Source organism: Arthrobacter sp. UC242_113 (assembly GCF_044054585.1).
Lineage (GTDB): Bacteria > Actinomycetota > Actinomycetes > Actinomycetales > Micrococcaceae > Arthrobacter.
Map to the genome: position 1 here is coordinate 2,046,699 of NZ_CP171968.1, position 26,414 is coordinate 2,073,112.

Consider the following 26,414-nt stretch of genomic DNA (forward strand, 5'->3'; position numbering starts at 1 on the left):
TACTCACTTTCCCGGATCGGCGCCCGTGGCCACCTGGCGGGAGGCGTCGTTGGACCATTCGGAGAAGGAGCCGGGGAACAGCGCGGCGCTGAAACCGGCGATTTCCAGGGCCGCTATCTCATGCGAGGCCGTCACGCCGCTGCCGCAATAGACGGCGGTGGCCGTCGTTGCGTCGACCCCAAGGCCGGCGAAGCGCTGCCGCAGCTTCTCCGCCGGCAGGAAGCGGCCGTCGTCGTCGAGGTTCCCGGTGGTGGGAGCGCTGACGGCGCCGGGAATGTGGCCGGCCCGGGGGTCCACCGGCTCGACTTCGCCGCGGTACCGTTCCCCGGCGCGCGCATCCAGCAGCACGCCTCCGGCGGCCCAGGCCGCGGCTCCGTCGGCGTCGGTCACCGGCATGCCGCCGCCGGCGAGCACCACATCTCCGGTTTCCGGCTGCACTGCCCCGCCCTCCACCGGCAAACCTGCCGTGCGCCAGGCGGCCAGGCCGCCGTCGAGCAGGTAAACGGTGCGCACGCCGGCATTCCGGAGCATCCACCACACCCGGGCAGCGGAGGTGTTGCCGGCATCGTCGTAGGCGACCACGACGTCGCCGTCGCGTATCCCCCAGGACCGTGCCGCTTCCTGGAAGCGGGCCGGCGAAGGCAGCGGGTGGCGCCCGCGGCCGGGATCTGCCGGGTCCGCCAGCTGGGTGGGCAGGTCCACGTACACAGCGCCCGGGATGTGCTCCTTCAGGTAATGGCTGCGGCCCTCCGGATCCCCGAGCGCCCAGCGGACATCGAGCACCACGGTGCGCTGGCCGGAGGCCATCCGGGCGTTCAGCCCGGCCACGTCAATGAGGGTGTTCATCTGTCTCCTTGGATAGGCCGGTCGAACAGACCCAACTCTAGCCCCGGATGTCTGCGCCGGTAGGCTGAATCCGTGAGCAGGCGATTCAGTGAACGGGCATGGGCGGATGAGGCTATCCGCAAGATCAACGCGGAAAACAACCGGTCGGCCGACACCCACCTGTATTCCGTGCCGCTGCCGGAACACTGGGGCGTCCAGCTGTACCTCAAGGATGAATCCACGCACCGCTCCGGAAGCTTGAAGCACCGGCTGGCCCGCTCCCTCTTCCTGTTCGGGCTGGTGAACGGGTGGATCCACGAGGGCACCACCATCGTGGAGGCATCCAGCGGCAGCACCGCGGTCTCCGAAGCGTACTTCGCACAACTCCTGGGCCTGCCGTTCATCGCCGTGATGACCCGCACCACCAGCCCGGAAAAGATCGCCCTGATCGAACAGTTTGGCGGCGCCTGCCTCCTGGTGGACCATGCCTCAGAGGTGTATGCCGCAGCCGCCGAGGTTGCCGCCACCAGCGGGGGCCACTACATGGACCAGTTCACCTACGCCGAGCGCGCCACCGACTGGCGCGGCAACAACAACATCGCCGAATCCATCTTTGAGCAGCTGGCGCTGGAGGAGCATCCGGTCCCCCGCTGGATTGTGGTGGGAGCCGGAACGGGCGGGACCAGCGCCACAATCGGCCGCTACCTCCGCTATCACCGCCACGCCACGTCCCTGGCGGTGGTCGATCCGGAAAACTCCGCCTTCTACCCCGGCTGGCGGAGCGGCGCTGCAGACTTCAGCACCGGCATGCCCTCGCGGATCGAGGGGATCGGCCGGCCCCGCATGGAGCCGAGCTTCGTCCCGTCTGTCATTGACCACATGATCCAGGTGCCCGACGCCGCCTCGGTCGCAGCCATGCGTCACCTGCACACACTGGCAGGGCTGCACGCCGGGCCCTCCACGGGCACCAACCTCTGGGGTGTCTGGCAGCTCGTCGCCCAGATGGTGGCGGGCGGCGAACGGGGCAGCATCGTGTCGCTGATGTGCGACGGCGGTGACCGGTACGCCGGCAGCCACTACAGCCGAGCGTGGCTGGCGGCCCAGGGACTGGATCCGCAGCCGCACGAGGACACGCTGAAGGAGTTCTTCGAGACGGGTGTCTGGCAGCCCTAAAGCTCCACGGATTCCCGGCTGGAGAGGTGGGTGTATTCGGTGCCGTACTTGGCTCCGATCCGCTTCACATGGCCCTCCACCAGGCCAAGGCCGGTGTCGTTCAGGAGCCCGTCATGGATGTTGAACGCCCGCTCGGCGCGGACGCCGATCACGAAGTCCACCACCTCGCTGACCTTGTTCCACGGGGCATGGATCGGGACCAGGAGCGTGCCCACGCTGATGCCGTCCGGGATTATGAACGAGTCGCCCGGGTGGTAGACGTCCTCGTCCACGAGGTAGCCAATGTTGGCGACCACCGGAATTTGGGGATGAATCAGCGCATGCTGCCCTCCGAAGCTGCGGACCGCGAATCCTGCGGCGTCGAAGGCCGTCCCGGGCTCCACGGCGTGCACGCGGTCCGCGGCGTCCGGCGCTTCCTTGCTCACGTTCTGCGCCACGCCTTTCGGTGCGAAGAGTTCCAGCCCGCCATTGTCCGCAAGCGCGGAGGCCACGGCGGGAACATCGATATGGTCGGCGTGCTCGTGCGTGATGAGGACGGCGTGTGCGCCATCGAGCGCCTCGGCAGTTTCGGAGAAGGTTCCGGGGTCCAGGACCAGCACATGGCCATCCTTTTCGAGCCGGACACAGGCGTGCGTGAATTTGGTCAGCTTCATGGAGCCAGCCTAGGGACGGGTCCGATCAGTGTCCACGCGCCTCCGGCTGGTAACGTTAAAGCCTGCCATTACCCGAAAGAAAAGCGAGTTCATCCATGCCACAACGCACCAGCGCTGACGGCAGACCACAGGCACCGACGACCGCGGCCGGCGGGAAAGAGCAGCGCGTCACCAAGCAGCGGATCGCTGTCAGCGCCGCCCTGGACGAACTCAATGACTTCGTGAGCACCCAGGAGCTGTACAGGATCCTCCAGAACAAGGGTGTTTCGGTCTCCCTCGCCACTGCCTACCGGATCCTGCAGTCACTGGCCGACGAGGAACTCGTGGACGTGCTGCGCAACGGCGACGGCGAGGCCGTCTACCGCCGCTGCGCCGTGACGGTGCACCATCACCATCTCCTCTGCCGCAACTGCGGCAAGGCCGTGGAAGTGGAAGCCCCCGCCGTCGAGACTTGGGCGGCGCGGACCGCGCAGGAGCACGGCTTCACGGAAGTTGCCCACACGGTTGAGATTTACGGCCTCTGCCCCGACTGCTCGGCACGCAAGGCCTCCGCGCAGTAGGAACCGAGCGCAGTAGGAACCGGCCGCAGTAGGCCGCGCGCCCAATGAATTCAGGCGGTCCGCATGACCCGGCCGTTGAGGCCGCGCCTGGCGCGGACGCTGCCGATGACCCGGCACACCAGGTAAATCAGGAACGACAGCGTGGTGACGTAGGGGCTGATAGGGATGCGGCCGCCAAGGGCGAGCAGGATTCCCCCCACTGTCGCCGAAACGGCAAACACCACACTCAGCAGCACCACGAGGCGCGGCGAGGACGTCACCCGGAGGGCCGCAGCCGCCGGAGTGATCAGCAGGGCCAGAACCAGCAGGGCACCCACGATCTGGATGGACAGCGCCACGCTGACCCCCAGGAGCACCATGAAAACCAGGGCAAGCGACCGCACGGGAACACCGCGGGCCTCGGCCAGCTCGGGATCAACGCTGGCGAAGCTCAGCGGGCGCCAGATGACGCACAGCGCTGCCATCACGGCCACCGCGGTCCCCGCCAGGACCTGGAGCTGGACGGTGTCCACCGAGACAATCTGCCCGGTGAGGAGTCCGAACTTATTGGCGGCCCTGCCCTCGTAGAGCGACAGGAAGAGAATGCCGAGCCCGAGGCCAAAGGGCATGATCACGCCGATAATGGAGTTCTTGTCCCGCGCCCGGACGCCCATGAGCCCGAGCAACAGCGCGGCCGCCACGGAACCCACCAGGGAGCCGAACACCACGTCGGTGCCGATCAGGAGTGCGAAGGCGGCGCCGGCGAACGACAGCTCGGAGATTCCGTGGACGGCGAACGCCAGGTCGCGCTTCATCACGAAGGTCCCCACGAGGCCGCCGAGGAGCCCCAGCACCGCGCCGGCCCACAGCGAGTTCTGCACCAGCACCAGCAATTCGCCGTAGTTCTCGAAGTTAAACACCGACTGCAGGAGCGAATCCAGATCCATCAGGAACCCTCCCCTGCAGCGGCATGCGCCTCGTCATGATGGTGGGTGGTGGCGTCGGGCAGACCGACTACGACGATCCGGCCGTTGGCATGGATCACTTCCACGTTGCTGTCGTAGAGGTCGGAGAGAACCTCGGTGGTCATGACCTCGTGGGGCGTTCCCACGCTGAAACGGCCGCCAGCCAGGTACAGGATGCGGTCCACGTAGTCGATGATCGGATTGATCTCGTGGGTCACGAACACCACGGCGCTCTTCCGGTCATGGCACTGCTTGTTGATGAGTGCGCTGACGGCCTGCTGGTGGTGCAGGTCCAGCGACAGGAGCGGCTCGTCGCAGAGCAGCACCTTCGGGTCGGTGGCCAGGGCCTGGGCCACGCGGAGACGCTGCTGCTCGCCGCCGGACAGCTGCCCGACGGGCACCTTGGCGTAGTCGCTTGCCCCGACGAGGTCCAGCAGCTCGTCAATCCTGCGATTGGCTTTGGCGGTACCCAGCCGGATTCCCCAGCGGTGCCCGTCGACGCCGAGGCCCACAAGGTCGCGGGCCCGCATGGGGGTGTCCGGCAGGAAGGGCTTCTGCTGCGGGATGTAGCCGATCAGCCGGCTGCCCCGCTCCACAGGGTGGCCGCCGAGGCTCGCGTCGCCCGAGTGCAGCTCCTGCAGCCCCAGCAGGACCTTAAGGAAGCTGGTCTTGCCGCTCCCGTTTGGCCCCAGTACCGCGAAGAACTCCCCCGGATTGATGTCCAGGTTCAGGTCTTCCCAGAGCGCGCGCCGGCCGAACTTCAGGGACGCCTGCTTCAGGCTGATGACTGGGTTCAACGCTGGCCCTTCAGTGCTTTGCTGACGTTTTCCACGTTGTCCGCCATCCATTCCAGGTAGGTCTTGCCGTCCGGAAGTGTTTCAGTGAAGTTCACCACCGGCGTGCCGGCGGCGCTGGCCGCATTCTTGACGGCCTGGGTCTGCGGGCCTTCCGTCTGCTCGTTGTAGGCGAGGAAACTCGTGTCCTTGGCCGCGACCGTCGAGGTGGCCGCCTTCAGGACCGCGGGCGGTACGTCCGCGCCTTCCTCCACGGCGGCCGTGTACTCGGCAGGCGTGCGGTTCTCCAGTCCGGCCGCGTCCAGCAGGTAGAGGGGAACCGGTTCGGTCACAGCGACGCCGGCGCCGCCGTGCGAGGTCTTCATTGCGGAAATCTTACTCTCAAGCTTGGTGAGACCGGACTTGAACGCGGCTGCATTGGCGGTGAACTGGGGAGCCGAGCCGGAATCGAGTGCGCTGAGCCGGGCTGCCACTGCATCGGCGAGGTGCGACATGGCGTCAAAGCTGTACCAGACGTGCTCGTTGAAGTCGCCGTGGGCATGGGAGTGCCCGTCCCCTGCGTGGGCGGACTCTGTGTGGGCGGACTCTGCGAGGGCGGAAGCCGTGCCCGCCGCTTCCGGGGCCAGCCCGGACACGTCCACGGCACTGATGATGTTCTCGTGCGGCAGATTGCTGTCGTCCGCCAGGGTGTGGATGAAATCGTCGTAGCCGCCGCCGTTTTCCACCACCAGCTTGGCTTTGGACACGGTCAGGCGGTCCTGGGCGTTGGCCTCGTAGGAGTGCGGGTCCTGACTCGGACGGGAGATGATGGCCGCGACGTTGACCTTGTCCCTGCCGATAGCCTCAACAATGTCCCCGTAAACGTTCGTGGACGTGACGACGGCGATGCGGCCGCTGGCGTCTGCGCTTGGCGTCGGGGCCGCCGGCGAACCGCAGCCGGTGAGGAGCAGGCCGAAGCCGGCCACGGCGGCGGTCAGGAAAGTGCGGGCATTGCTGGGCACGGAAATACCTCGGTTCTGGAACAGGTCGGGCTGCGGGGAGGGGGCAACCCCCACTCGAGTGTAGCGCTAAATAGGAATGATTCCTATTTAGAACTCGGCAGAGCGGGTGTCAACCGGGGCACCCGGGCCGCTATTCGCCGTCGGGCCTGCCCAGCCGCCGGATCCCCTTTGCCTGGTTGGCATCCCGGATTTCCCCCACAAGCTGCTCAATGACATCCTCCAGGAACAGCACCCCTTCGGTTTGCCCGCCCGGCCCCATGACGCGCGCCAGATGTGAGCCGGAACGCTGCATCACGGACATCGCCATTTCTATCTCGTCGTCGCGCGAGAGGTTGGCCAGTGACCGGATTCGGCTCTCCGCGATGGGCGCCTCATAGCCAGATTCCGGAATGGCAAGCACGTCCTTGATGTGGAGGTAACCGGCCAGCAGGCCGTCGTCGTCCAGCATCGGGAAGCGGGAAAAACCGGTGCGGCTGACAGCCTTTTCAAACTCCAGCGGGGAGGTCGAGGACCTCATCATGACCAGCCGTTCCAGCGGAACCATGACGCTTCCGGCGGTGTACTCCGAAAATTCCAGGGCTCCGGCGATCAGGCCGGCGTCGTCATCCACCAGGCCGTGCCGCGTGGACTCCTGCACGATGGACTGAACCTCCTCCAGCGTGAACGTGGAATTGACCTCGTCCTTGGGCTCGATGCGCATCAGCTTCAGGATGTGGTTAGCGGACCAGTTGAGCGCCGCGATGACCGGGTTCACGATTTGTGCAATGAACATCAGCGGCGGCGCCAGGAGCAGCGCTGCCTTGTCGGCAACAGAGACGGAAATGTTCTTGGGCACCATCTCCCCGAACGTCACATGCAGGAACGTCACCAGCATCAGGGCCACCGCGAACGCCGAGACGTCGGCAATCTCCGACGGCACCCCCAGCCCGGCAAGGGGCTCGGCAAGCAGGTGGTGGATCGCCGGCTCCGCCACCAGCAGGATCAGCAGCGAGCACACCGTAATGCCGAGCTGGGCGCATGCCAGCATCAGGGAGACGTTCTCCATGGCCCGCAGGGTGGTCTGCGCGCGCAGGACACCCTCGTCTGCCAGCGGCTCAATCTGGCTCCGGCGTGCGGACATGACGGCGAACTCGGCCGCCACGAAGAAGGCGTTGCCCAGGAGCAGCACCACCAGCCAGATCAGTCCGGCCCAGTCGCTCATGACCGGCCGCCGTTCCCGGGCTTGCCGTGGTTGGCGGACTTGCCGTGGTTGGTGGACTTGCCGCTGTTGGCGGCGCTGTCCCTGGGTTCACGGTGCGGCCTGAAGCAGATCCGGTCGATGCGCCGGCCGTCCATCCTCGTAACGCTGAGCGTTCCGCCGCCCGCTTCCACGGTGTCCCCAACCTCGGGAATCCGTCCAAGTTCGCTCATGACGTACCCGCCCACGGTCTCGTAAGCGGCCTCGTCGGGAACGGCGAGGCCCGGAATTTGTTCCGAAAGCTCGTCCGGCCGCATCAGGCCCGGAAAGTACCAGTCACCGGAGGCGCTTTGCAGAAGCCCCGGCCGGACCTTGTCGTGCTCGTCGGCCACTTCGCCCACGATTTCCTCGACCAGGTCCTCCAGCGTGGCGATCCCGGCAGTTCCGCCGTACTCATCCAGCACTACGGCCAGCTGCAGGTTTCCTTCCCGCAGCTCCGCCAGGAGGGCGTCCAGGTGGATGGTTTCCGGGACCCGGAGGACGTCCGTCATGATGGCGCCGGCCTCGAGCTTCCGCCGCCGGCCCGGAGGAACTGCGATGGCCTTCTTGACGTGCACCAGCCCGCGGATATCGTCCGCAGACTCGCCGATGACGGGGAAGCGCGAATATCCGCTGCGGCGGGCCGCGTCGATGATGTCCGAGACCGGCTGGCTGGCGTCAATGGTTTCGACGCGGATGCGCGGCGTCATCACGTCAGCGGCGCTGCGGCCCGAGAAGTTCAGCGTGCGGGCAATGAAGTTCGCGGTCCCCGGATCGAGCGTGCCCATGGCCGCGGACCTGCGCACCAGGGAGGCAAGCTCCGCCGGCGTACGGGCCCCGGAGATCTCCTCCTTGGCCTCCAGCCCGAAGACGTTCAGGACCTTGTTTGAAAAACCGTTCAGGACCACGATGGCGGGCTTGAAAATGGCGGTGAAGACCAGCTGCGGCCTTGCCAGGGCGCGGCCGATGCGGAATGCGAGGGCTATGGCCATGTTTTTGGGAACGAGCTCGCCCAGAAGCATGGACAGCCCCGTCGCGACCACCATGGCGATAACCAGGGAGACGGAACCGGCCACCGGCTCGGGGATCCCGACGGCGGCGATGGGCACCTCGAGCAGCGCCCCAACAGACGGTTCCATGACGTAACCCGTCAATAGGGTGGTCATGGTGATGCCGAGCTGGCAGCTGGACAGCTGCGTGGACAGGGACTTCAGGCACTTGAGCAGCGGCACTGCGGCGGCGTCGCCGTCGTCAACGGCACGCTGCACTGTGGGCTGGTCCAGCGCAATAAGGGAAAATTCGACGGCGACGAAGAAGCCTGTTCCGAGGATGAGGAGCAGTCCGGCGGTGACAAGGAGCCACTCCATCATGGGCCAGCCGGAAGTCGTCGGCGGCAGCGGCCCGGGCCAGTGGGTTTGCCGGCGCTGTGGTCGGGCTGTGCGGCGCTGACCGCGCTCCGCTGAAAGCCCCCAGGCCGGCACCTGGATTTACCGTCCATGGCACCTATATCTACTGTCCATAAGGATTGCAGTCTACAGGAGCAACGCGCGGCCACAGAGGGCTGAAGGGGCCCATCCGGCCTGTCCGGAACCGCCGTCCGGGGACGGCGGAAAGGACACTGTTCCGGGCTCGTGTGGACGCCATTTCGCCATAATTCGGGCGGTACATGATTTGGGTCACCCTTATTGGCAGTTAACCCGGAACGGTCATTAGACTGGCAAAGGTCTGGGTTCATAGGACACAGAAACTGGTTCGATCGTTGTGCCGTGGCACCTTAGGCGACCAGAGGGAAATCAAACTCATGGAAGAGGCGTATTTCAAGTGCCAGAGCAGCCTAGCCACCGTCTGCCAGAGGAATTTGGTGGAAACGAGTGGCTCGTTGACGAACTGTACGAGCGTTACCAGCAGGACAAGAACACGGTTGATGCCAAGTGGTGGCCCTTGTTCGAATCATTCGACAGCGGCAGCGGTCCATCTTCCAACGGCGTGCCGGCAGTGACGTCACCGGCGGCCAACCCGGCCACCCGCGAACTTCCTGTTGTCACTCCCCCGGCGCCCACGAAGGCACCGGCATCCGCTACTCCCGCGGCCCAGGCGCCTGCGGCAGCTCCGGCACCGGCGCCGGCGGCAGCCCCTGCCCAGCCTGCACCTGCCAAGAAGGCTCCGGCAACGGTGGCCCGCGACGGTGCGAAGAAGTCTGAGGCGGGCACCGGCGCCCAGCCTATCCCCGCCCAGCTGCCGAAGAACGTCAAGGCTCCCACCGCCCCCGAGGAAGACGTCGTATCCGTCCTCCGCGGACCGGCCAAGGCCATTGCGACGAACATGGTCACCAGCCTCGAGGTGCCCACGGCCACCAGCGTCAGGGCGGTTCCGGCCAAGCTCCTGATCGACAACCGGGTTGTCATCAACTCCAACCTAGCCCGTGCCCGCGGCGGCAAGGTCTCCTTCACCCACCTCATCGGCTATGCCGTTGTCCGGGCCCTCTCCCAGTTCCCGTCCATGAACGTGTACTACGACGAGGTCGACGGCAAGCCCGTCGCGGTCCAGCCAGCACACGTGAACTTCGGCATCGCCATTGACATGCCAAAGCCCGACGGCACCCGCCTTCTGATGGTTCCCAACATCAAGAAGGCCGAAACCATGAACTTCGCGGAGTTCTGGCACACCTATGAAGACCTGATCAAGCGCGCCCGCAACGGCAAGCTGACGGCTGACGACCACGCAGGCACCACCGTGTCGCTGACCAACCCCGGCGGCATCGGCACCGTGCACTCCGTGCCCCGCCTGTCGAAGGGCCAGGCCGCCATCATCGGCGTCGGCGCCCTCGACTACCCGGCCGAATGGCAGGGCGCCAGCGAGAAGATCATCGCCCAGAACGCCATCAGCAAGATCCTCACGCTGACCTCCACGTACGACCACCGCGTCATCCAGGGTGCCGGCAGCGGCGAATTCCTCAAGCTCGTCCACTCCCTGCTCCTCGGCGCGCAGGACTTCTACGACGAGATCTTCGAAGCGCTGCGCATCCCGTACGAGCCTGTGCGCTGGAGCCCGGACCTGCAGGTGGACCCGGCCGACCAGATCAACAAGGTCGCCCGGATCCAGCAGCTGATCCACTCCTACCGCGTGCGCGGCCACCTCATGGCGGACACCGATCCCCTCGAGTACGTCCAGCGCAAGCACCCCGACCTCGACGTGCTCACCTACGGCCTGACCCTGTGGGACCTCGACCGCGAGTGGCCCACCGGCGGCTTCGGCGGCAAGCCGATGCTCAAGTTCCGCGACATCCTCGGCGTGCTCCGGGACGCCTACTGCCGCACCACCGGCATCGAGTACATGCACATCCAGGACCCTGCCGAGCGCAAGTGGTTCCAGGACCAGCTCGAGCACCCGTACTCCAAGCCGAGCCGCGACGAGCAGCTGCGCATCGTCTCCAAGCTGAACGCCGCAGAGGCTTTCGAGACCTTCCTGCAGACCAAGTTTGTGGGCCAGAAGAGGTTCTCCTTGGAAGGCGGCGAATCACTGATTCCGCTGCTGGATGCAGTCATCTCCGATGCAGCCGACGACGGACTGGACGAGGTTGCCATCGGCATGGCCCACCGCGGCCGCCTCAACGTGCTGACCAACATCGCCGGCAAGACCTATGCCCAGGTGTTCCGCGAGTTCGAAGGCACCCAGGACCCGCGCTCCGTGCAGGGTTCCGGTGACGTCAAGTACCACCTCGGCACCGAGGGCACGTTCACGTCGGACAACGGCAAGGAGACCAAGGTCTACCTCGCCGCCAACCCCTCGCACCTTGAGGCCGTGGACTCGGTCCTGGAGGGCATTGTCCGCGCCAAGCAGGACCGGCTGGACCAGGGGCAGTCGTTCCCTGTGCTGCCCATCATGGTCCACGGCGATGCGGCCTTCGCCGGCCAGGGTGTTGTGGCGGAAACGCTCAACCTGTCCCAGCTGCGGGGCTACCGCACCGGTGGAACTATCCACATCGTGGTCAACAACCAGGTCGGCTTCACCACCGCACCGTCCTCCTCGCGCTCGTCCACGTACTCCACGGACGTCGCCAAGATGATCCAGGCTCCGGTCTTCCACGTGAACGGCGATGACCCCGAGGCAGTTGTCCGCATCGGCCAGCTCGCTTACGAGTTCCGCCAGCGGTTCCACAAGGACGTCGTCATCGACATGGTCTGCTACCGCCGCCGTGGACACAACGAGGGCGATGACCCCTCGATGACGCAGCCGCTGATGTACAACCTCATCGAGGCCAAGCGCTCTGTCCGCAAGCTCTACACCGAGTCGCTGATCGGCCGCGGTGACATCACCGAGGAAGAAGCCGAGCAGCTGCTCCGCGACTACCAGGAACGCCTCGAGCGCGTCTTCGCCGAGACCCACGCGGCGCAGACCTCGCCCATTCCGATCATCACTGCCGACTCGGCAGCGGTATCAGACATCGAGCGTCCCCAGGCACAGCAGTCCGACATCGGAACGAACGCCCCGGCGTCGACGGCGATCTCGGCAGACACCCTGGCCCGCATTGGCAAGGCGCACGTCGAGATCCCCGAAGGCTTCACCGTCCACGCCAAGCTCAAGCAGCTGCTGGAGAAGCGTGAACAGATGTCCCGTGAAGGCGGCATCGACTGGGGCTTCGGCGAAATCGCGGCCTTCGGCTCCCTGATCATGGAAGGCGTCCCCGTACGCCTTGCCGGCCAGGATTCACGCCGCGGCACGTTCGTCCAGCGCCACGCAGTGTTCCACGACCGCGCCAACGGCAACGAGTGGCTGCCCCTGGGCAACCTGTCGGACAACCAGGCCAAGCTCTGGATCTACGACTCCCTGCTGTCCGAATACGCAGCCATGGGCTTCGAATACGGCTACTCAGTGGAGCGTCCCGATGCCCTGGTCCTGTGGGAAGCGCAGTTCGGCGACTTCGTCAACGGCGCGCAGACCATCATCGATGAGTTCATCTCGTCCGCCGAACAGAAGTGGGGCCAGCGCTCGTCGCTCGTGCTGATGCTTCCGCACGGCTACGAGGGACAGGGTCCGGACCACTCCTCGGCCCGTATCGAACGGTTCCTGCAGCTGTGTGCGGAGGAAAACATCATCGTCGCCAACCCGACGACGGCCGCCTCGCACTTCCATCTGCTGCGCCGCCAGGCCTACAGCCGGCCCCGCAAGCCGCTCATCATCTTCACACCGAAGCAGCTGCTGCGCCTCAAGGCCGCTGCCTCGTCCGTGGAGGACTTCACCACCGGCGGCTTCCGCCCGGTGATCGGCGAGCACGAGCAGCTGCAGGGAGACGCCGTCGAGCGTGTTCTCCTGGTCTCCGGACGCCTGTACTACGACCTGCTGTCCACGCGGCAGAAGACAGGCGATAAGTCGACCGCGATCATCCGCGTCGAGCAGCTGTACCCGCTGCCGCAGGCGGAGATCGAAGCCGAACTGGCGAAGTACCCGAACGCGGAAGTTGTGTGGGCGCAGGACGAGCCCGCCAACCAGGGTCCGTGGCCGTTCATGGGCCTGCACCTGCCGACCGCCCTGGACCGGAAGGTGCGTCTGGTTTCACGCCCGGCTTCCGCTTCCACGGCAGCCGGCTCCATGAAACGCCACGCTGCGGAGCAGGACACGCTCCTGAAGCAGGCATTCGCCCGTAAGTAGCAGAACAGCTGCCCGGCCGGACGGTGACATACCGTTCCAGCCGGGCAGTTCTGTTAATCGGCGTGAGTTAATGGACCTTTAGGCTGGCATGCAAACGGTCCGTATCCGGGACACGCCCTCCCAACAAGTGAAGAGGTAGTAGTGGAAGACAGGAAGCTGCGGATTGCGGCTGTTGGAGATGAACTGCTGGCCGGGCTCGGCGATCCCCGGGCGCTGGGATGGCTGGGCCGGGTGCTCGCCCGCACTCCGCAGGACGGCATGACGGTGGAGAGTTTTTCGCTTCCATGCCCCCAGGAAGGTACGGAGGGGCTGGCTGCGCGCTGGCTTGAGGAGGCCGGCCGCCGGTTCGCCGACAACCATGAGAACCGGCTTGTCATCGGTCTTTCCGGCCGGGACATCGAGTTCGGGCTGTCCACCGCCCGGAGCCGGCTCAATCTCGCCAACATCCTGGATTCAGCCACGCAGAAGCGGCTGGAGGTCTTCGTCGTGGGGCCGCCCCCCACGCTGGATCCGTTGCAGAACCGCCGCCTCGGTGAACTGAACACCGCCTTTGCGGACGTAACCACCCGGCGCAAGCACCTCTACGTCGACACATTTTCACCGCTGGTCAACCATGAGCAGTGGCGCCAGGATCTGGCGGCCAACGGCGGCACACCCGGGCAGGCGGGCTACGGGCTCATGGCATGGCTGGTGCTCCACCGGGGCTGGTTCCAGTGGCTGGGGATAGACAGCCCGGAGTAGGAAAGCCCACTCGCGATATATCTTGATCTTCACGCGCTTGGGGACTAGCGTGGTTTCCACAGTCACGATATATCGCAAGTGGAGGGAATCATGGAAGAGAACTCCTGGTCCGTCACCGGGCCGCAGACCATGGACGTTGAGGGCGTCTCGCACCTTAAAGTGGGCATCGTCCGCGGCAGGCTGGACATCGTCACGCACGATGAGGCAGCCGTCCGGATCGAGGTGTCGGACGTGCACGGCGATCCGCTGGCCGTGTCCGTGACCGGCGGCCGCCTTGAAATCCGCCACCAGCTGCATGGGCCGCAGGGCTGGTTCAAGAACCTGATGGATTCGGTCAACAACAGCAGCGACAACTCCGTGGTTATCAGCATCGCTGTACCAGCCGGCGTCGAGGTCGAGGCAGGCACCGTCAGCGGGGACGGACTGGTCTCGGGCGTCCACGGCCGGACCCGGCTGAGCACCGTGACCGGTTCCCTGCTGGCCGACGGGACGACTGGTGAACTGCACGTCAACACCGTCAGCGGCGAAGTGATCGCCCGCAACCACAGCGGCGTCCTCACGGCCAAGAGCGTCTCAGGCGAGGTCACGGCGTCCGGCAAGTTCAGCAATATCCGGGCCAACACCGTCAGCGGCGACATGAGCTTCGACTTGCACGGCTACACCCACGACTTCGGCGCGAACTCGGTGTCCGGGGACCTGACTGTCCGCGTCCCGCATGACGTCGGCGTGGACATCGTGGCCCAGTCGGCCACGGGTCCGGTGGTCATCGATGACCGGAAGTATGGCCACCCCGGCGGCAAGGTGCAGACCATCTCGGGCCCGGACGCCAAACTCATGCTGGTCCGGACCAATTCCGTGTCCGGAAAGACGTCCATTTTCCATGGCCAGGCACCGGCCGCACCGGAACCGGCGCTCTGATGCCTCCCGTCTTTGCCCACGGCGCGCTCCGGCTCTATCTGCTGGCGCTCCTCGAGGCGGGCCCAAAGCACGGATATGAACTCATCAAGGCGCTCAGCGACCGGTTCGGCGGCACCTACTCCCCCAGCGCCGGCACCATCTATCCGCGCCTGGGCAAGCTGGAGGAGGAAGGCCTGGTGGCCACGGAATCCCAGGGGCGCCGTACCAACTACCGCATCACCGCTGCGGGCCTGGCTGAGCTGAACAGCCGGCGCGAGGAGCTGGAGACCGTGGAGAACGACATTGCGGCATCGGTCCGCCGGCTCGCCGACGACCTTCGCGCCGACATCCGCAGCAACATGCGCGGGCTGCGTGCGGACCTTGCGGCCACAGCGGAAGCGGCCCGCACCGCGGCCAGGTCCGCGGATCCGGCAGTACCGGGCCGCTACACCGCGGAGGGACAGCGCATGCTCAAGGAGGCGGAGATGCTGCTGCAGGCCTTCCGCGACGACATGCGCGCCGAGCTGCGCCTGCACACCAGCGCCCGGCCCATGACACCGGTGGCCCTGGAAACCGTGCGGACCGTGCTGGACCAGGCCCGGGTCTCGATCCGGAACTCACTGTAGGCGCCGTTCGGGCTCCGGGTCCCGGTTCCCTGCCCCGCTCCGCCGCCAGTTCGCAGCCGGTCCGCTGATATGGGAGACTAGAGGGCAACTCTTTTGGGTAACGAAATTAAGGAGGCCAGCTATGAGCAAGCGTGCACGTAAGCGTCGTGACCGTAAGCGTGGCGGCGCGAACCACGGGAAGCGCCCCAACACCTAAGCCACGGCTTGAACCGAAGCTTAAACACGATGCCCCCGCTACCAGCAAGGTAGCGGGGGCATCGCGTTTAAGTCAGGCAACCCGTCAGGCGTCCACCGGCCGGATCGTGTGGATCCGCTGCAGGATGGCGTTCTTCAGGTTCTCCGGAGCAGCCTCGGTACAGGAGCGCTTCACCACTTTTCGAATGACGCACTCCAGATCGTACTGCTGGGTGCATTCAGGGCACTCGTCCAGGTGCTGCTTGATCTCCGCAAGGTCGCTGCGGGTCAAGGCCCCGTCCAGATACTCGTAGATGCGCTGCATCCTGGTGTCATCGCAATCGCCCAATCCCTGGCAGTCGCTCATTTCCCGTTCTCCTGTTTGTTGCTTTCGGTTGTCGCCGTGGCGTCTGCAGCAGCTTTGAATCCCCGGTCGGCGGCGTAGTCCGCCAGCTCGTCCCGCAGCATCTTCCGGCCCCGGTGGAGCCGGGACATCACTGTACCGATGGGGGTGTTCATGATGTCCGAAATTTCCTTGTACGCGAAGCCCTCCACGTCGGCGAAGTACACGGCCAGCCGGAACTCCTCCGGGATGGCCTGCAGGGCCCGCTTGACGTCCGAATCAGGCAGGTGGTCCAGGGCCTCGGCCTCCGCGGACCGCAGCCCGCTGGAGGTGTGGGACTCGGCACGTGCAAGCTGCCAGTCCTCGATGGTGTCCGAATTCGACTGCAGGGGTTCCCGCTGCCGCTTCCGGTACAGGTTGATGTAGGTGTTCGTCAGGATGCGGTACAGCCAGGCCTTCAGGTTGGTGCCCGGCTTGTACTGATGGAACGCGGAGAACGCCTTGGTATACGCCTCCTGCACGAGGTCCTCTGCATCGGCCGGGTTCCGCGCCATGCGCATTGCCGCGGAATAAAGTTGGTCCACGTACTGCATGGCGTCTCGCTCAAACCGGGCACGGCGCGCTTCGGCGCTCTCCGAACCGACGTCGATATCTTCTGCCGCTTCAGCGGCGGGTGACGTGCCAGTCTTCGGGATGCCGTTGGCGGCGTCCTCCTGTATGCCCTGCAGGGCCGGATCCACGGTGCTCATTGCGTTCAAGTCTACTTTGATCGGCGCTGACCGCTTCTGACGGCGTGCCGTGCCGGAGAGTGCCGTGCCGGAGCGTGCCGTGCCGTAGTCCGGGCCGGCGAAGACGTCCGGGCCCGAAAAGGCATTTCCCCCCTCGAGCGCGTCGGTTTCCGGGACCGCAAACGGCCGCATCTTGGCGGGACTTCGCACCACAGCTTCCTTCACCAAAGTCAATGCTCCATCTCCACTCCGCTTATTGAGACCCGCTTGATCAGGCCCATGTTCGGGCGGCGGTCCGCGCTCTTGCCGGTTCAGGCCATTCCCCAGCCGCCGCTGAACACCGGAAACCGCACAGGACACCGCCTGCTGAATGCATCCGGCCTGAAGTACACAACGACGCGCGGTGGGCAAATATTCCGCAAAAGTGCAAGACTAGAACCGACTCCGCCGCGGCCACCGCGGCTCGGCCATCCAGGAGGAAATTCATGTCCGTTGCCCGCTTTTTTGCCCGGCCGATGCTGGCCTCTAGTTTCATCCTCGCCGGAACGGACAAGCTCAGGAATGCGGACGACACCGCACAGCAACTGTCGCCCCTCCTGCGCCGCGCCTCCGAAGCCCTGCCGTTCCAGACGGACGAGAAGGTCCTGGCACGGGTCATCGGCGGAGCGCAGGTAGGAGCAGGTGTCCTCTTCGCGCTCGGCAAATCTGCGCGCCTGGCAGCCTCGGTGCTGGCCGTCATCTCTGCACTGAACGCCTTCGTTGAATGGCGCAGCGCGGACATCAGCAGCAAGGAGGGCCGGGAAGCCCGACGCAACCAGCTGCTCAAGAACATCACCCTCACCGGCGGTGTGCTGCTGGCCTCCGTGGACACAGCCGGCAAGCCCGGCCTTGCCTGGCGCGCAGAGCACCTCGCCGCCGATGCACGCAAGACTGCGAGCCACCTCGCCGCGGACGCCCGCAAGACCACCGGCAAGAAGCTGCACAGTGCCGACAAGGCTGTCCGCAACGCCGACAAGGCAGTCCGCCGGGCTGTTGACCACGCGGTGGGGGCATAAGCAGGAATGACGGCTTCACCCATGGGCGCGTCCGCTGAGACCTCCGGCGCAGCTCCGCACTGGCCCGCGCCGTTTGCGGAGCAGCCGGTTGACGCCACGGTCCGCGTGCCGGGCTCAAAGTCGCTGACAAACAGGTACCTGGTGCTCGCCGCGCTGGCCGACGGGCCGTCCCGGCTCCGTGCACCGCTGCACTCCCGCGACTCAGCGCTGATGATCGAAGCCCTGCGCCAGCTGGGCGCGGACATCCGGGAAGTGCCTGGCGACGGCGCCTTCGGCCCGGACTTGGAGGTGACGCCGATTCCGGCCAACTCCGGCCGTGCCGACGTCGCCATCGACTGCGGCCTGGCAGGAACCGTCATGAGGTTTGTTCCGCCGCTGGCGGCACTCCGCAGCGGTGCCACCGTTTTCGACGGCGACCCCCACGCCCGGGCGCGTCCGATGGGAACCATCATCGAGGCGCTTGCAGGCCTGGGCGTCACCGTCAGCGGCGACGACGGCGGTATGCCCGCCTCGCTGCCGTTCCGCGTCGACGGCACGGGGCAGGTCCGTGGCGGTCACCTCGTCATTGACGCCAGCGCGTCCTCGCAGTTCGTCTCCGCGCTGCTGCTGGTGGGGGCGCGGTTCGCGGACGGCCTGCACCTTGAACACTCAAGCCCAGAACACTCCGGCAGCACGGTCCCGAGCCTGGACCACATCAACATGACCATTGCCGTGCTCCGCGGCGCGGGCGTGGTGGTGGATGACTCCACCCCGAACCACTGGATTGTCAGCCCCGGCCCGATCCGCGCGTTCGACCAGCCCATCGAGCAGGACCTGTCCAACGCCGGCCCGTTCCTGGCCGCTGCCCTGGCGACGGGCGGCACCGTACGGATTCCGGACTGGCCGGAGCACACCACACAGGTGGGCGACATGTGGCGCAGCATCCTCACGGACATGGGGGCAACGGTGACCCTGCAGGACGGCACCCTGACGGTGACCGGCGGCAGTGACATCAAGGGCGCCGACTTCGCCGAAACCAGTGAGCTCGCGCCCACCGTCGCCGCACTGTGTGCATTGGCATCCGGCCCCTCCCGGCTGAGCGGCATCGCCCATCTCCGCGGACACGAGACGGACCGGCTCGCCGCGCTCGTCACCGAGATCAACCGCCTCGGCGGCGATGCCGAGGAAACAGAGGACGGACTCATCATCCGGCCCGCGGAACTGCATGCCGGTGTCGTGCACAGCTACGCCGACCACCGGATGGCCACCGCCGGGGCCATCCTCGGGCTGGCGGTCAGGGGTGTAGAAGTGCAGGACATCGCCACGACGTCCAAGACCATGCCGGACTTCCCCAAGCTGTGGGCGGACATGCTCGGACAGCGTGCTGGCGCCGGCGCCACCACCGCAGGCGCAAACAGCGCAGGCGCAGGCACGGCAGCCGCCACCACCGCAGGGACCCCCGGTGGCACGCAGCACTGATTCCTGGGACGAATCCGACGTCCGGATCCGGCCGAACAAGAAAGGTTCCCGGCCTCGGACGAAGGACCGCCCCAGCCACGAGGACGCCGTGACCGGACGGATCATCACGGTTGACCGGGGGCGTTACACGGCTGTCGTCGGCGAGGATTCGGGCAACGAGCGGACAGTCATCGCCGCCCGTGCGCGGGAACTGCGCCGTTCCCCCGTGGTGGCCGGAGACTTCGTGTCCCTCGTAGGTGATGTGTCCGGCGAGCCGGACACGCTTGCCCGGCTCGTGAAAATCCAGGACCGCAAAACCCTGCTGCGCCGCAGCGCCGATGACACCGATCCCGTGGAACGGGCGGTTGTCGCCAATGCGGACCAGCTGGTGGTGGTTGTCGCTGCTGCCAACCCGGAGCCCCGCACCGGGTTTATCGACCGGGCGCTTGTGGCAGCCTACGACGCCGGGATCGAACCACTGCTGCTGGTCACCAAGGCGGACGTCAAGGACCCCACCGGGCTGCTGGACAACTACCGCCACCTCGACTTTCCCGTCATCATCAGCCGCACGGCCGATTCCGAGGCCGGCGGCATCGACGCCCGGTCCGACGACGGCCTCTCCGCCCGGCTCGACGTGGCCGCCGTGTCCGAGCTCCGCGCCCACCTGGACGGCAAGGTGACCGTGATGCTGGGCCATTCCGGCGTCGGAAAATCCACCATGGTCAACGCCCTGACGGGCGCCGAACGTGCCACCGGCGGCGTTAACGCCGTGACGGGCCGCGGACGGCACACGTCGTCGTCGGCCCTTGCCCTCAAGCTCGCTGACGCCCCGGCCGGGAGCTGGATCATCGACACGCCAGGCATCCGCTCCTTCGGGCTGGCCCACGTCGACCCGGACCGCATCCTGCACTCCTTCCCCGACCTTGAGCCGGGCACCGAGGCCTGCGAACGAGGCTGCAAGCACGACGCCACGGCCGTCAACTGCGGCGTGGATGCCTGGGTTGCGGCCGGGCATGCCGGCCCCACCGGAGCAGCCAGGCTCGCGTCCCTGCGCCGCCTGCTGGGCACCGACCCGCGCATGGAGGCCCAGGAAACCAAGGAACTCGGCAGCGTGGGCTAGCCTCCCGCGGCGCAGGCAGGCGGCTGCCTCCCCGCCCCGCAGGGCCTTTGAGGGTAGTTTGGAACCATGACCCAACCCGCTTCAACCTACAATGATGACCTGCGTCTGGCCCATGTGTTGGCCGATTCCGTGGACGACCAGACCATGAGCCGGTTCAAAGCGCTGGACCTCAAGATCGAGACGAAGCCAGATCTGACGCCGGTCACCGATGCGGACAAGGCCGCCGAGGAGTCCATCCGCGGCCAGCTGTCCCGTTCCCGTCCCCGTGATGCCGTGCTCGGTGAGGAGTTCGGAAGTTCCGGCCACGGTTCCCGCCGCTGGATCATCGACCCCATCGACGGCACCAAAAACTTTGTCCGCGGCGTGCCGGTGTGGGCCACGCTGATCGCCCTCGTCGACGAGGGCGAACCCGTGGTCGGCGTGGTCAGCGCCCCTGCGCTGGGCAAGCGCTGGTGGGCGGCCAAAGGCGCGGGCGCCTACTCGGGCCGTTCCCTCGCGGCCGCCACGAGGCTCAAGGTATCCAATGTGTCCAGCCTCGCTGACGCCTCACTGTCCTACTCCAGCCTCGGCGGCTGGAAGGACCGCGGAAACCTCGATGAGTTCCTCCAGCTCACCGAGGAGGTTTGGCGCACCCGGGCCTTTGGCGATTTCTGGTCCTACTGCATGGTGGCCGAAGGGGCCGTGGACATCGCCTGCGAACCTGAGCTGAACCTGTACGACATGGCGGCGCTGGTGCCGATCGTGACCGAGGCAGGCGGCCGTTTCACCTCCCTCGAAGGCACCGACGGCCCATTCGGCGGCAATGCGCTGGCTACCAACTCGATCCTGCACTCGGAAGTCCTGAAGCGCCTGAACCCGCAGCTGGACGATTTGCTCTAGTTCCGTCCCACCGCGCCTGCCGCCTCTATCGCTGAATATTACGACGGCGGATGTCCCCTTCCGGGGGCGTTCGCCGTCGATTATTCGGCCTCGGGCCCGATATCCGGGCTACGTAATAATCCGCTTAACATTCCGGACAGGCTTTTTCATCGCCCGTCCGGATGTCCTAGTCTCGTAACAGGTCACGAGTGCCAGCGCTAAACCCCGGTTAGCTGGCCGGCAACCCTCCATTCGCGGTGGGGTGCCCCGGGTGACGACCAGGCCGATCCGGAACGGACCCGGCAAGCGCGGATCCCCGTCACACGGGGTCCTTTCTCAGTGAGGTCCCATGACGACTGCAATCATTTCTTCCACCACCGGCTCAGACGTGCTGGACGGCCGATTTGCCGCCGCCGGCCGTCCCCTGGCAGCCGTCACCGGCGCAGAAATCCAGGCTCCGCTGATCCAGGGCGGCCACGTCCGCTACGCCAACCTCGATTACGGCGCCTCCGCGCCTGCGCTGTCAGTGGTTTCCGCGTACCTCAACGAGATCCTGCCGTACTACGCGAGCGTGCACCGCGGCGCCGGCTATGCCTCGCAGATCAGCACCTCCGTGTACGAGAACTCGCGGAGCATCGTGCGGGAGTTCGTGGGCGGCCGCGCCGACGACGCCGTCATCTTCACCCGGAACACCACCGACTCCCTCAACCTCTTGGCCGGCTGCCTGCCCGTGGAGGACCACCACCACACCGGCGAAGTGCTGTACCTGGACATCGAGCACCACGCCAACCTGCTGCCCTGGCAGGGCGTGCCGCACCGCAGCGTGGTGGCATCGGAGACGCTGGAAGACACCATCGCCAGCCTGCGCGCCGAACTGGAACACGGCGATGTCAGCCTCCTCGCCGTGACCGGCGCGTCCAACGTCACCGGCGAAATCCTGCCCATCCGGCGCCTCGCTGCGCTTGCCCACGAATTCGGCGCCCGGATCGTGGTGGACGCCGCGCAGCTCGCACCGCACCGCCGCGTCAACATCGCCGCGGACGACGTCGACTACCTCGCTTTCTCCGGCCACAAGCTCTACGCCCCCTTCGGGGCCGGCGTCCTGATCGGCCGCCCCGACTGGCTCGACGCCGGCACCCCCCACCTCGCCGGCGGCGGCGCCGTCAGCGAGGCCCGGCTCGACGGCGTCAGCTGGGCCACCGGCCCTGCCCGCCACGAGGGCGGCTCACCCAACGTGCTCGGCGCGGCCACGCTGGCCCGGGCAACCCAGGTGATCGCTGCCCTTGATCCACAGGGCTGGCACGCCCATGAGGCCGCCATCCGGTCCTTCCTCGTCGAGGGGCTGCGCAAAATCGACGGTGTCACCGTCCACCAGATCTTCGCCGACAGCGACCCGGACGACGCCATCGGCGTGGTCAACTTCTCCGTGGAGGGATACGACGCCGGCCTGGTGGCTGCCTACCTGTCGGCCGAACACGGTGTGGGCCTGCGCGATGGCCGCTTCTGCGCGCACCCGCTGCTGAAGCGTCTCGGCCTGCCGTCCGGATCCCTGCGCGCCAGCTTCGGTGTGGGATCACGGCTCGAGGACGCCCAGCGGCTGCTCGCCGGCATCGAAGAACTCCGCCGCTCCGGCCTCGGCTGGGACTACGTGGTGGACGCCGGACGCTGGGTCCCGGCGAACGACACCCGCACCTACCCGGAGTGGGCACCCAACACCCCCGGCACCGCGGGCGCAGCACCCTGCGCGCAGGACTAGCCGCTACCCGGGACTAAGCCGCCACCCTTGGCCTGCCACGGCAACGGTCCCCTGCCAACGGTCCCCGTGGGGTAAATTCGAAAGGTAATTTTCGACGTCGGGCTAAGGAGACTGTGCGTGGCACGGGGCGGTCCCAAACTTCATCACGGACGGCGGCAGGAGCTTGGGCAAAGCTTCCAGGACGGCGGCGAGCACTACCACCGCGTCCGTCCCGGCTACCCTGCTGATTCCGCGGACTGGCTCATTCCAGCCGGGGCCCGCACTGCTGCCGACATTGGCGCCGGAACCGGAAAATTCACGGCATTGCTGGTGGAACGCGGGCTGAGCGTCAGCGCGGTGGACCCATCCGTGGACATGCTGGAGCAGCTCAGCCGCGCCTACCCGGGGGTCCAAGCTCTGGAAGGGACCGCGGAGGCAACCGGACTGCCCGCGGCGGCGTTCGACGTCGTCAGCGTTGCCCAGGCTTGGCACTGGTGCGACCCGCTGCAGGCCAGCACCGAGATTTCCCGGATCCTCAAACCGCACGGAGTGCTGGGCCTGATCTGGAACCAGCTGGACACATCAGTGCCCTGGGTGCACCGGTTGTCCCGCATCATGCACGCCGGGGACGTCCATAAGCCCCACTTCCGCCCCAAAATAGGCCCGGAATTCGCGTCCCTCGAAAGCCACCTGACCCGGTGGGAGGACCCCGTCACCCCGGACGACATCCTCGAGCTGGCCAAGTCCCGCAGCTATTACCTCGCGGCCAACGACGCCATCCGCGCCAAGGTGACCGGCAACCTGACCTGGTACCTGCACGAACATCTGGGGCATGCCGAGGGCGAACTGCTGCAGCTCCCCTACCTCACCCAGACCTGGCGGGCTGTCCGGGCGTAACGCCGTGGCGGCAGCAGGTAGGCTTGAAGCTGTGAAGACCAGTACGCCCTCCTCCTCAATCGAGGACTACGTTAAGGTCATCTATTCCTTCACGGAATGGCAGGACAAGCCCATTACCTCCACCCAGCTTGCACAGCGCCTCGGCGTGGCCAATTCCTCGGTCTCCGAGATGGTGCGCAAGCTCAAGGACCAGGGCCTGGTCCTGCACAAGCCGTACAGCGCCATCACGCTCACGCCCCAGGGAGTCCGGCTTGCCCTCTCCATGGTCCGGCGGCACCGGCTTATTGAGACCTATCTGGTCAAGGACCTGGGATACAGCTGGGACGAAGTCCACGACGAGGCCGAACAGCTGGAACATGCGGTCTCGGACACGTTCATTGAGAGGCTGGCAGCCCGGCTGGGCAACCCGTCCAGGGACCCGCACGGCGATCCCATCCCCTCGGCCGACGGTTCCGTCCGGATGCCGTCCGCCCACCGGATGATCGAACTCGACGACGGCCACACCGGCAGGATCACCCGGATCAGCGACGAGAACCCGGAGCTGCTGCGCTACCTCGCAGCAGAAAAGATCAGCCTCGACGCCGACGTCGAGGTGCGCGGCCGCAAGCCCTTCGGCGGCGCTCTGGTTGTCCGCATCGGCTCCCTCGGGACCAGCCGTGACGTCGACCTCGCCGACGAAGTGGCCTCCGCTCTTTGGATCCACAGCGACTCCGCGCATCCCGGCTGCCGCATGGCCGGCCTGTAGGCACTGGTGCGGGCTCCCCTGGCCGGCAGCACCGGCGCCGCCCCCACGACTGGCTCCGGCTACGGCTGGCGGGTCTGGACGGCCGTGGCCGCCGGCGGTCTGCTGGGCACTGAACTCCGGTACGGGCTGGGCCTGCTGTTCCCGGACCAGGCGGGAGAGCTGCCGTGGGCCACGCTGGGCATCAACATCGCTGGCAGCTTCGTGCTGGCGGCCCTCACCACCGTCTGGATCGCGCGGCCGCGGACCGCGTTCTGGCTCCGCGCGGCAATCGGTCCGGGGGTGCTGGGCTCTTTCACCACCTTCTCCGCCGTCGTATTTTCCTCGGACCAGCTGACCCGGGGAGGCCTGCCCGTGTTGGGTCTTCTCTATGTGGGGCTGTCCGTCCTGCTGGGGCTGGCGGCCGCTGCCGCTGGCTGGCGGACCGGCAGGGTACTCGGCGCTCCCCGTGCTTACCGCCGCGCTGCCCGTGGTGCTGCCCGTGGTGTTGGACAGTGACGGCGCTCCTCGTGGGTGTTTTCGGCATCGCCGGCGCCCTTCTCCGGTTCGCTGTGGATGGCTGGCTGGCCGGCTTCCCGTCGCCGCGGCGGCACTGGCCCTGGGCTACCCTGCTGGTCAATGTGGCCGGCTCGTTCGTGATCGGGCTGTCCGTGGGCGTCACCGCGGTGTTCGGCCCCGAATGGCACTCTGCACTGGCCACCGGATTCGCCGGCGGCCTGACCACTTTCAGTTCCTGGACCACTGCGACGGTGCGGCTGGCCAGCGAACGGCGCTACCTCGCCGCCGCCGCCAACATCCTCGCCAATTTGGTGCTGGGGCTGGCTGCTGCGGCGGCGGGAATCGCGGTCAGCGGCGGCTAGCCGGCACCGGGTTGCGGATTCCGACGGCGGAGCAGGCCGCGCCCAGCAGCAGCAGCGCGGCGGTGGCCAGCAGCGCGCGGTGCAGGCCCGGCGTCGTCAGTTCCGGACCGACGATGAAGCCCGCAAAGGCGATGCAGACCAGGCCGGCAATCCTCGAAACAGCATTGTTCACCGCCGAGCCAACCCCTGCCTGCTTCTCAGGGACTGATCCCAGGATGGCCGCCGTCAAGGGTGCCACTGTCATGGATAGGCCGAGGCCGAAGACCACCTGCCCGGGCAGGATCTGGGTCCAGTAATTCAGGGAGCCGCCAACGGACAGCGTCAGCAGGAATCCCGCCGCACACAGCACCGGACCGGCTGTCATGAACCACCGTGGACCGTACTTGCCGGCCAAGCCACCGAAGAACGATGCCAGCAGCATCAGGATCACCGTTGAGGGCAGCAGCGCCAGGCCGGCGGTGGTCGCCTTCATGCCGCCGACCTGCTGGATATAGATACCCAGCGCAAAGAACCCGAGGGAAAATCCGCCGTAGATCGCGGCGGTGGCGATGTTGCCCCAGCCGAAGTTCCGGACCGTGAACATGCCCAGGGGCAGGAGCGGCGCGGCAGTGCGCGATTCGTGGATGAGGAAAAAAGCCGTGGCCACGAGGCCTGCCGCCAGCGGCAGCCAGACCTGCGGACTGCCCCAGCCCGCAGTCCCCTGCTCGATCAGCGCGTACACCGGTCCGCCCAGGGCGATGACGGCCAGGAGCGCCCCGACTATGTCGATGCTGCCGGCCGGGCCGGGGACGGCGTCGGCCTTCCGCAGCCTGGCCAGCACGGGCCAGATGGCCGCCGCGGGAAGGACGTTGACGAAGAAGATAACCCGCCACGAGAGCAGGTCCACTGATACGCCGCCGATCAAGGGGGCCACGATAGCGGCGGCACTGGTCCACGCCGACCATTTGCCGATGGCCGCCCCCTGGGCGCCGCTGTCGAAGTGGCTGACGATCAGCGCCAGCGAACTGGGCACCAAGAGTGCTCCGGCCACTCCCTGCAGACCCCGGCTGACCACCAGCACTTCACCGGTCCATGCTGCCCCGCAGAGGACCGAAGTGAGGGCAAACCCGCCCAGCCCCCACTGCAGCACACGCACCCGTCCGAAATGGTCCGAGAGTGAGCCGGCCGCCAGAATGAGCGCCCCGAGCGTCAGGAGGTAGGCATCCACCACCCACTGCTGGATGCGGAGGCCGCCGCCGAGTTCCCGTCCGATGGCGGGCAGCGCCAGGCTGACAACGAAGCTGTCGAGGATCGCCATGAAGGACGCGACGATCGCGACAGCCAGCACCTGTCGCTGGAGACGCGTGGGAGCAGTGGTCTGGCTGGCATCGCTCATGACTTACCGTA

Annotated in this window: 26 protein-coding genes and 1 riboswitch; of the genes, 16 read left to right on the plus strand and 10 right to left on the minus strand. The window is 66.7% G+C overall.

The genetic code is table 11. The annotated features are described in order from the left end of the window. Positions 1-3: 3 nt before the first annotated feature. The gene (locus ACHMXB_RS09220) at positions 4-846 is read right to left on the minus strand and encodes a sulfurtransferase (RefSeq protein WP_395404639.1); all 843 of its coding nucleotides are present in this window, start codon (positions 844-846) and stop codon (positions 4-6) included. A gap of 72 nt (positions 847-918) precedes the next feature. Here ACHMXB_RS09220 and ACHMXB_RS09225 point away from each other — a divergent pair, with 72 nt between their 5' ends. Beyond that, positions 919-1,998, plus strand: a complete 1,080-nt coding sequence (locus ACHMXB_RS09225; protein ID WP_395404641.1) for a PLP-dependent cysteine synthase family protein — start codon at positions 919-921, stop codon at positions 1,996-1,998. Here ACHMXB_RS09225 and ACHMXB_RS09230 read toward each other — a convergent pair. Then, complete coding sequence (locus ACHMXB_RS09230) at positions 1,995-2,651, minus strand: MBL fold metallo-hydrolase (protein WP_395404643.1); 657 nt, start codon at positions 2,649-2,651, stop codon at positions 1,995-1,997. The genes ACHMXB_RS09225 and ACHMXB_RS09230 overlap by 4 nt on opposite strands. A 95-nt stretch (positions 2,652-2,746) precedes the next feature. Between ACHMXB_RS09230 and ACHMXB_RS09235 the strand changes: the two genes are divergently transcribed. Further along, complete coding sequence (locus tag ACHMXB_RS09235) at positions 2,747-3,211, plus strand: Fur family transcriptional regulator (protein WP_395404645.1); 465 nt, start codon at positions 2,747-2,749, stop codon at positions 3,209-3,211. A gap of 50 nt (positions 3,212-3,261) precedes the next feature. Here the strand turns inward: ACHMXB_RS09235 and ACHMXB_RS09240 are convergent, their stop codons facing one another. The 5 genes from ACHMXB_RS09240 to ACHMXB_RS09260 form a co-directional block, all read right to left on the minus strand. Continuing rightward, positions 3,262-4,137 (minus strand): metal ABC transporter permease, encoded by an 876-nt coding sequence (locus ACHMXB_RS09240; RefSeq protein WP_395404647.1) that lies wholly within the window; start codon positions 4,135-4,137, stop codon positions 3,262-3,264. Beyond that, positions 4,137-4,952, minus strand: coding sequence for a metal ABC transporter ATP-binding protein (locus ACHMXB_RS09245; RefSeq protein ID WP_395404649.1), 816 nt, complete (start codon positions 4,950-4,952; stop codon positions 4,137-4,139). The genes ACHMXB_RS09240 and ACHMXB_RS09245 overlap by 1 nt, the downstream gene beginning before the upstream one ends. Next, positions 4,949-5,950 carry a metal ABC transporter solute-binding protein, Zn/Mn family gene (locus tag ACHMXB_RS09250; protein ID WP_395404651.1) on the minus strand — a complete coding sequence of 334 codons (1,002 nt, stop codon included), beginning with the start codon at positions 5,948-5,950 and terminating at the stop codon, positions 4,949-4,951. Before ACHMXB_RS09250 ends, ACHMXB_RS09245 begins: the two co-directional genes overlap by 4 nt. A gap of 130 nt (positions 5,951-6,080) precedes the next feature. Beyond that, on the minus strand, positions 6,081-7,151 hold the full coding sequence (locus ACHMXB_RS09255; protein WP_395404653.1) for a hemolysin family protein: 1,071 nt from the start codon (positions 7,149-7,151) through the stop codon (positions 6,081-6,083). Further along, positions 7,148-8,533: a hemolysin family protein gene (locus ACHMXB_RS09260; protein WP_395405211.1), complete on the minus strand. Its 1,386-nt coding sequence runs from the start codon at positions 8,531-8,533 to the stop codon at positions 7,148-7,150. Before ACHMXB_RS09260 ends, ACHMXB_RS09255 begins: the two co-directional genes overlap by 4 nt. 454 nt (positions 8,534-8,987) lie before the next feature. Between ACHMXB_RS09260 and ACHMXB_RS09265 the strand changes: the two genes are divergently transcribed. The 5 genes from ACHMXB_RS09265 to ACHMXB_RS09285 all read left to right on the plus strand — a co-directional run bounded on the left by ACHMXB_RS09265 (position 8,988) and on the right by ACHMXB_RS09285 (position 15,275). Next, entirely contained in the window at positions 8,988-12,815 is a 3,828-nt protein-coding gene (locus ACHMXB_RS09265) for a multifunctional oxoglutarate decarboxylase/oxoglutarate dehydrogenase thiamine pyrophosphate-binding subunit/dihydrolipoyllysine-residue succinyltransferase subunit (protein ID WP_395404655.1), read from the plus strand. 141 nt (positions 12,816-12,956) lie between these two features. Beyond that, positions 12,957-13,556, plus strand: coding sequence for a GDSL-type esterase/lipase family protein (locus ACHMXB_RS09270; protein ID WP_395404657.1), 600 nt, complete (start codon positions 12,957-12,959; stop codon positions 13,554-13,556). A gap of 90 nt (positions 13,557-13,646) precedes the next feature. Continuing rightward, positions 13,647-14,474: a DUF4097 family beta strand repeat-containing protein gene (locus ACHMXB_RS09275; RefSeq protein ID WP_395404659.1), complete on the plus strand. Its 828-nt coding sequence runs from the start codon at positions 13,647-13,649 to the stop codon at positions 14,472-14,474. After that, complete coding sequence (locus tag ACHMXB_RS09280) at positions 14,474-15,079, plus strand: PadR family transcriptional regulator (protein ID WP_395404661.1); 606 nt, start codon at positions 14,474-14,476, stop codon at positions 15,077-15,079. The genes ACHMXB_RS09275 and ACHMXB_RS09280 overlap by 1 nt, the downstream gene beginning before the upstream one ends. A gap of 121 nt (positions 15,080-15,200) precedes the next feature. After that, positions 15,201-15,275, plus strand: a complete 75-nt coding sequence (locus tag ACHMXB_RS09285; RefSeq protein WP_369299106.1) for a 50S ribosomal protein bL37 — start codon at positions 15,201-15,203, stop codon at positions 15,273-15,275. A gap of 84 nt (positions 15,276-15,359) precedes the next feature. Here the strand turns inward: ACHMXB_RS09285 and rsrA are convergent, their stop codons facing one another. Both rsrA and ACHMXB_RS09295 read right to left on the minus strand, forming a co-directional pair. Beyond that, entirely contained in the window at positions 15,360-15,620 is a 261-nt protein-coding gene (gene rsrA / locus ACHMXB_RS09290) for a mycothiol system anti-sigma-R factor (RefSeq protein ID WP_102972031.1), read from the minus strand. Further along, positions 15,617-16,558 carry a sigma-70 family RNA polymerase sigma factor gene (locus ACHMXB_RS09295; RefSeq protein ID WP_395404663.1) on the minus strand — a complete coding sequence of 314 codons (942 nt, stop codon included), beginning with the start codon at positions 16,556-16,558 and terminating at the stop codon, positions 15,617-15,619. Before ACHMXB_RS09295 ends, rsrA begins: the two co-directional genes overlap by 4 nt. 251 nt (positions 16,559-16,809) lie before the next feature. Here ACHMXB_RS09295 and ACHMXB_RS09300 point away from each other — a divergent pair, with 251 nt between their 5' ends. The 9 genes from ACHMXB_RS09300 (at position 16,810) to ACHMXB_RS09340 (ending at position 25,028) form a co-directional block, all read left to right on the plus strand. Next, the gene (locus ACHMXB_RS09300) at positions 16,810-17,379 is read left to right on the plus strand and encodes a DoxX family protein (protein WP_395404665.1); all 570 of its coding nucleotides are present in this window, start codon (positions 16,810-16,812) and stop codon (positions 17,377-17,379) included. Positions 17,380-17,400: 21 nt separating this feature from the next. Then, complete coding sequence (gene aroA / locus ACHMXB_RS09305) at positions 17,401-18,837, plus strand: 3-phosphoshikimate 1-carboxyvinyltransferase (RefSeq protein WP_395405213.1); 1,437 nt, start codon at positions 17,401-17,403, stop codon at positions 18,835-18,837. Continuing rightward, positions 18,821-19,936: a ribosome small subunit-dependent GTPase A gene (locus ACHMXB_RS09310; protein WP_395404667.1), complete on the plus strand. Its 1,116-nt coding sequence runs from the start codon at positions 18,821-18,823 to the stop codon at positions 19,934-19,936. Before aroA ends, ACHMXB_RS09310 begins: the two co-directional genes overlap by 17 nt. A 66-nt stretch (positions 19,937-20,002) precedes the next feature. After that, positions 20,003-20,815, plus strand: coding sequence for a histidinol-phosphatase (hisN, locus tag ACHMXB_RS09315; protein ID WP_102972027.1), 813 nt, complete (start codon positions 20,003-20,005; stop codon positions 20,813-20,815). 180 nt (positions 20,816-20,995) lie between these two features. Then, a riboswitch (SAM riboswitch) is annotated at positions 20,996-21,109 on the plus strand. 34 nt (positions 21,110-21,143) lie between these two features. Continuing rightward, complete coding sequence (locus ACHMXB_RS09320; protein ID WP_395404669.1) at positions 21,144-22,550, plus strand: aminotransferase class V-fold PLP-dependent enzyme; 1,407 nt, start codon at positions 21,144-21,146, stop codon at positions 22,548-22,550. Between the two features lie 117 nt (positions 22,551-22,667). Continuing rightward, positions 22,668-23,426 (plus strand): class I SAM-dependent methyltransferase, encoded by a 759-nt coding sequence (locus ACHMXB_RS09325; protein ID WP_395404671.1) that lies wholly within the window; start codon positions 22,668-22,670, stop codon positions 23,424-23,426. Positions 23,427-23,457: 31 nt separating this feature from the next. Continuing rightward, positions 23,458-24,171, plus strand: a complete 714-nt coding sequence (locus ACHMXB_RS09330; protein WP_395404673.1) for a metal-dependent transcriptional regulator — start codon at positions 23,458-23,460, stop codon at positions 24,169-24,171. Between the two features lie 6 nt (positions 24,172-24,177). Further along, entirely contained in the window at positions 24,178-24,666 is a 489-nt protein-coding gene (locus ACHMXB_RS09335) for a fluoride efflux transporter FluC (protein WP_395404675.1), read from the plus strand. Then, on the plus strand, positions 24,663-25,028 hold the full coding sequence (locus ACHMXB_RS09340) for a fluoride efflux transporter FluC (RefSeq protein ID WP_395404677.1): 366 nt from the start codon (positions 24,663-24,665) through the stop codon (positions 25,026-25,028). Before ACHMXB_RS09335 ends, ACHMXB_RS09340 begins: the two co-directional genes overlap by 4 nt. Here ACHMXB_RS09340 and ACHMXB_RS09345 read toward each other — a convergent pair. Next, positions 25,015-26,403 carry an MFS transporter gene (locus ACHMXB_RS09345; protein WP_395404679.1) on the minus strand — a complete coding sequence of 463 codons (1,389 nt, stop codon included), beginning with the start codon at positions 26,401-26,403 and terminating at the stop codon, positions 25,015-25,017. The genes ACHMXB_RS09340 and ACHMXB_RS09345 overlap by 14 nt on opposite strands. Between the last annotated feature and the right edge of the window lie 11 nt (positions 26,404-26,414).

What these genes read in the sequence shown, in the direction of transcription:
- ACHMXB_RS09220 (WP_395404639.1), bottom strand. Translation starts at nt 846, where the DNA reads ATGAACACCCTCATTGACGTGGCCGGGCTGAACGCCCGGATGGCCTCC.
- ACHMXB_RS09230 (WP_395404643.1), bottom strand. Translation starts at nt 2,651, where the DNA reads ATGAAGCTGACCAAATTCACGCACGCCTGTGTCCGGCTCGAAAAGGAT.
- ACHMXB_RS09235 (WP_395404645.1), top strand. Translation starts at nt 2,747, where the DNA reads ATGCCACAACGCACCAGCGCTGACGGCAGACCACAGGCACCGACGACC.
- ACHMXB_RS09240 (WP_395404647.1), bottom strand. Translation starts at nt 4,137, where the DNA reads ATGGATCTGGATTCGCTCCTGCAGTCGGTGTTTAACTTCGAGAACTAC.
- ACHMXB_RS09255 (WP_395404653.1), bottom strand. Translation starts at nt 7,151, where the DNA reads ATGAGCGACTGGGCCGGACTGATCTGGCTGGTGGTGCTGCTCCTGGGC.
- ACHMXB_RS09260 (WP_395405211.1), bottom strand. Translation starts at nt 8,533, where the DNA reads ATGGAGTGGCTCCTTGTCACCGCCGGACTGCTCCTCATCCTCGGAACA.
- ACHMXB_RS09275 (WP_395404659.1), top strand. Translation starts at nt 13,647, where the DNA reads ATGGAAGAGAACTCCTGGTCCGTCACCGGGCCGCAGACCATGGACGTT.
- ACHMXB_RS09280 (WP_395404661.1), top strand. Translation starts at nt 14,474, where the DNA reads ATGCCTCCCGTCTTTGCCCACGGCGCGCTCCGGCTCTATCTGCTGGCG.
- rsrA (WP_102972031.1), bottom strand. Translation starts at nt 15,620, where the DNA reads ATGAGCGACTGCCAGGGATTGGGCGATTGCGATGACACCAGGATGCAG.
- ACHMXB_RS09300 (WP_395404665.1), top strand. Translation starts at nt 16,810, where the DNA reads ATGTCCGTTGCCCGCTTTTTTGCCCGGCCGATGCTGGCCTCTAGTTTC.
- aroA (WP_395405213.1), top strand. Translation starts at nt 17,401, where the DNA reads ATGGGCGCGTCCGCTGAGACCTCCGGCGCAGCTCCGCACTGGCCCGCG.
- hisN (WP_102972027.1), top strand. Translation starts at nt 20,003, where the DNA reads ATGACCCAACCCGCTTCAACCTACAATGATGACCTGCGTCTGGCCCAT.
- ACHMXB_RS09320 (WP_395404669.1), top strand. Translation starts at nt 21,144, where the DNA reads ATGACGACTGCAATCATTTCTTCCACCACCGGCTCAGACGTGCTGGAC.
- ACHMXB_RS09345 (WP_395404679.1), bottom strand. Translation starts at nt 26,403, where the DNA reads ATGAGCGATGCCAGCCAGACCACTGCTCCCACGCGTCTCCAGCGACAG.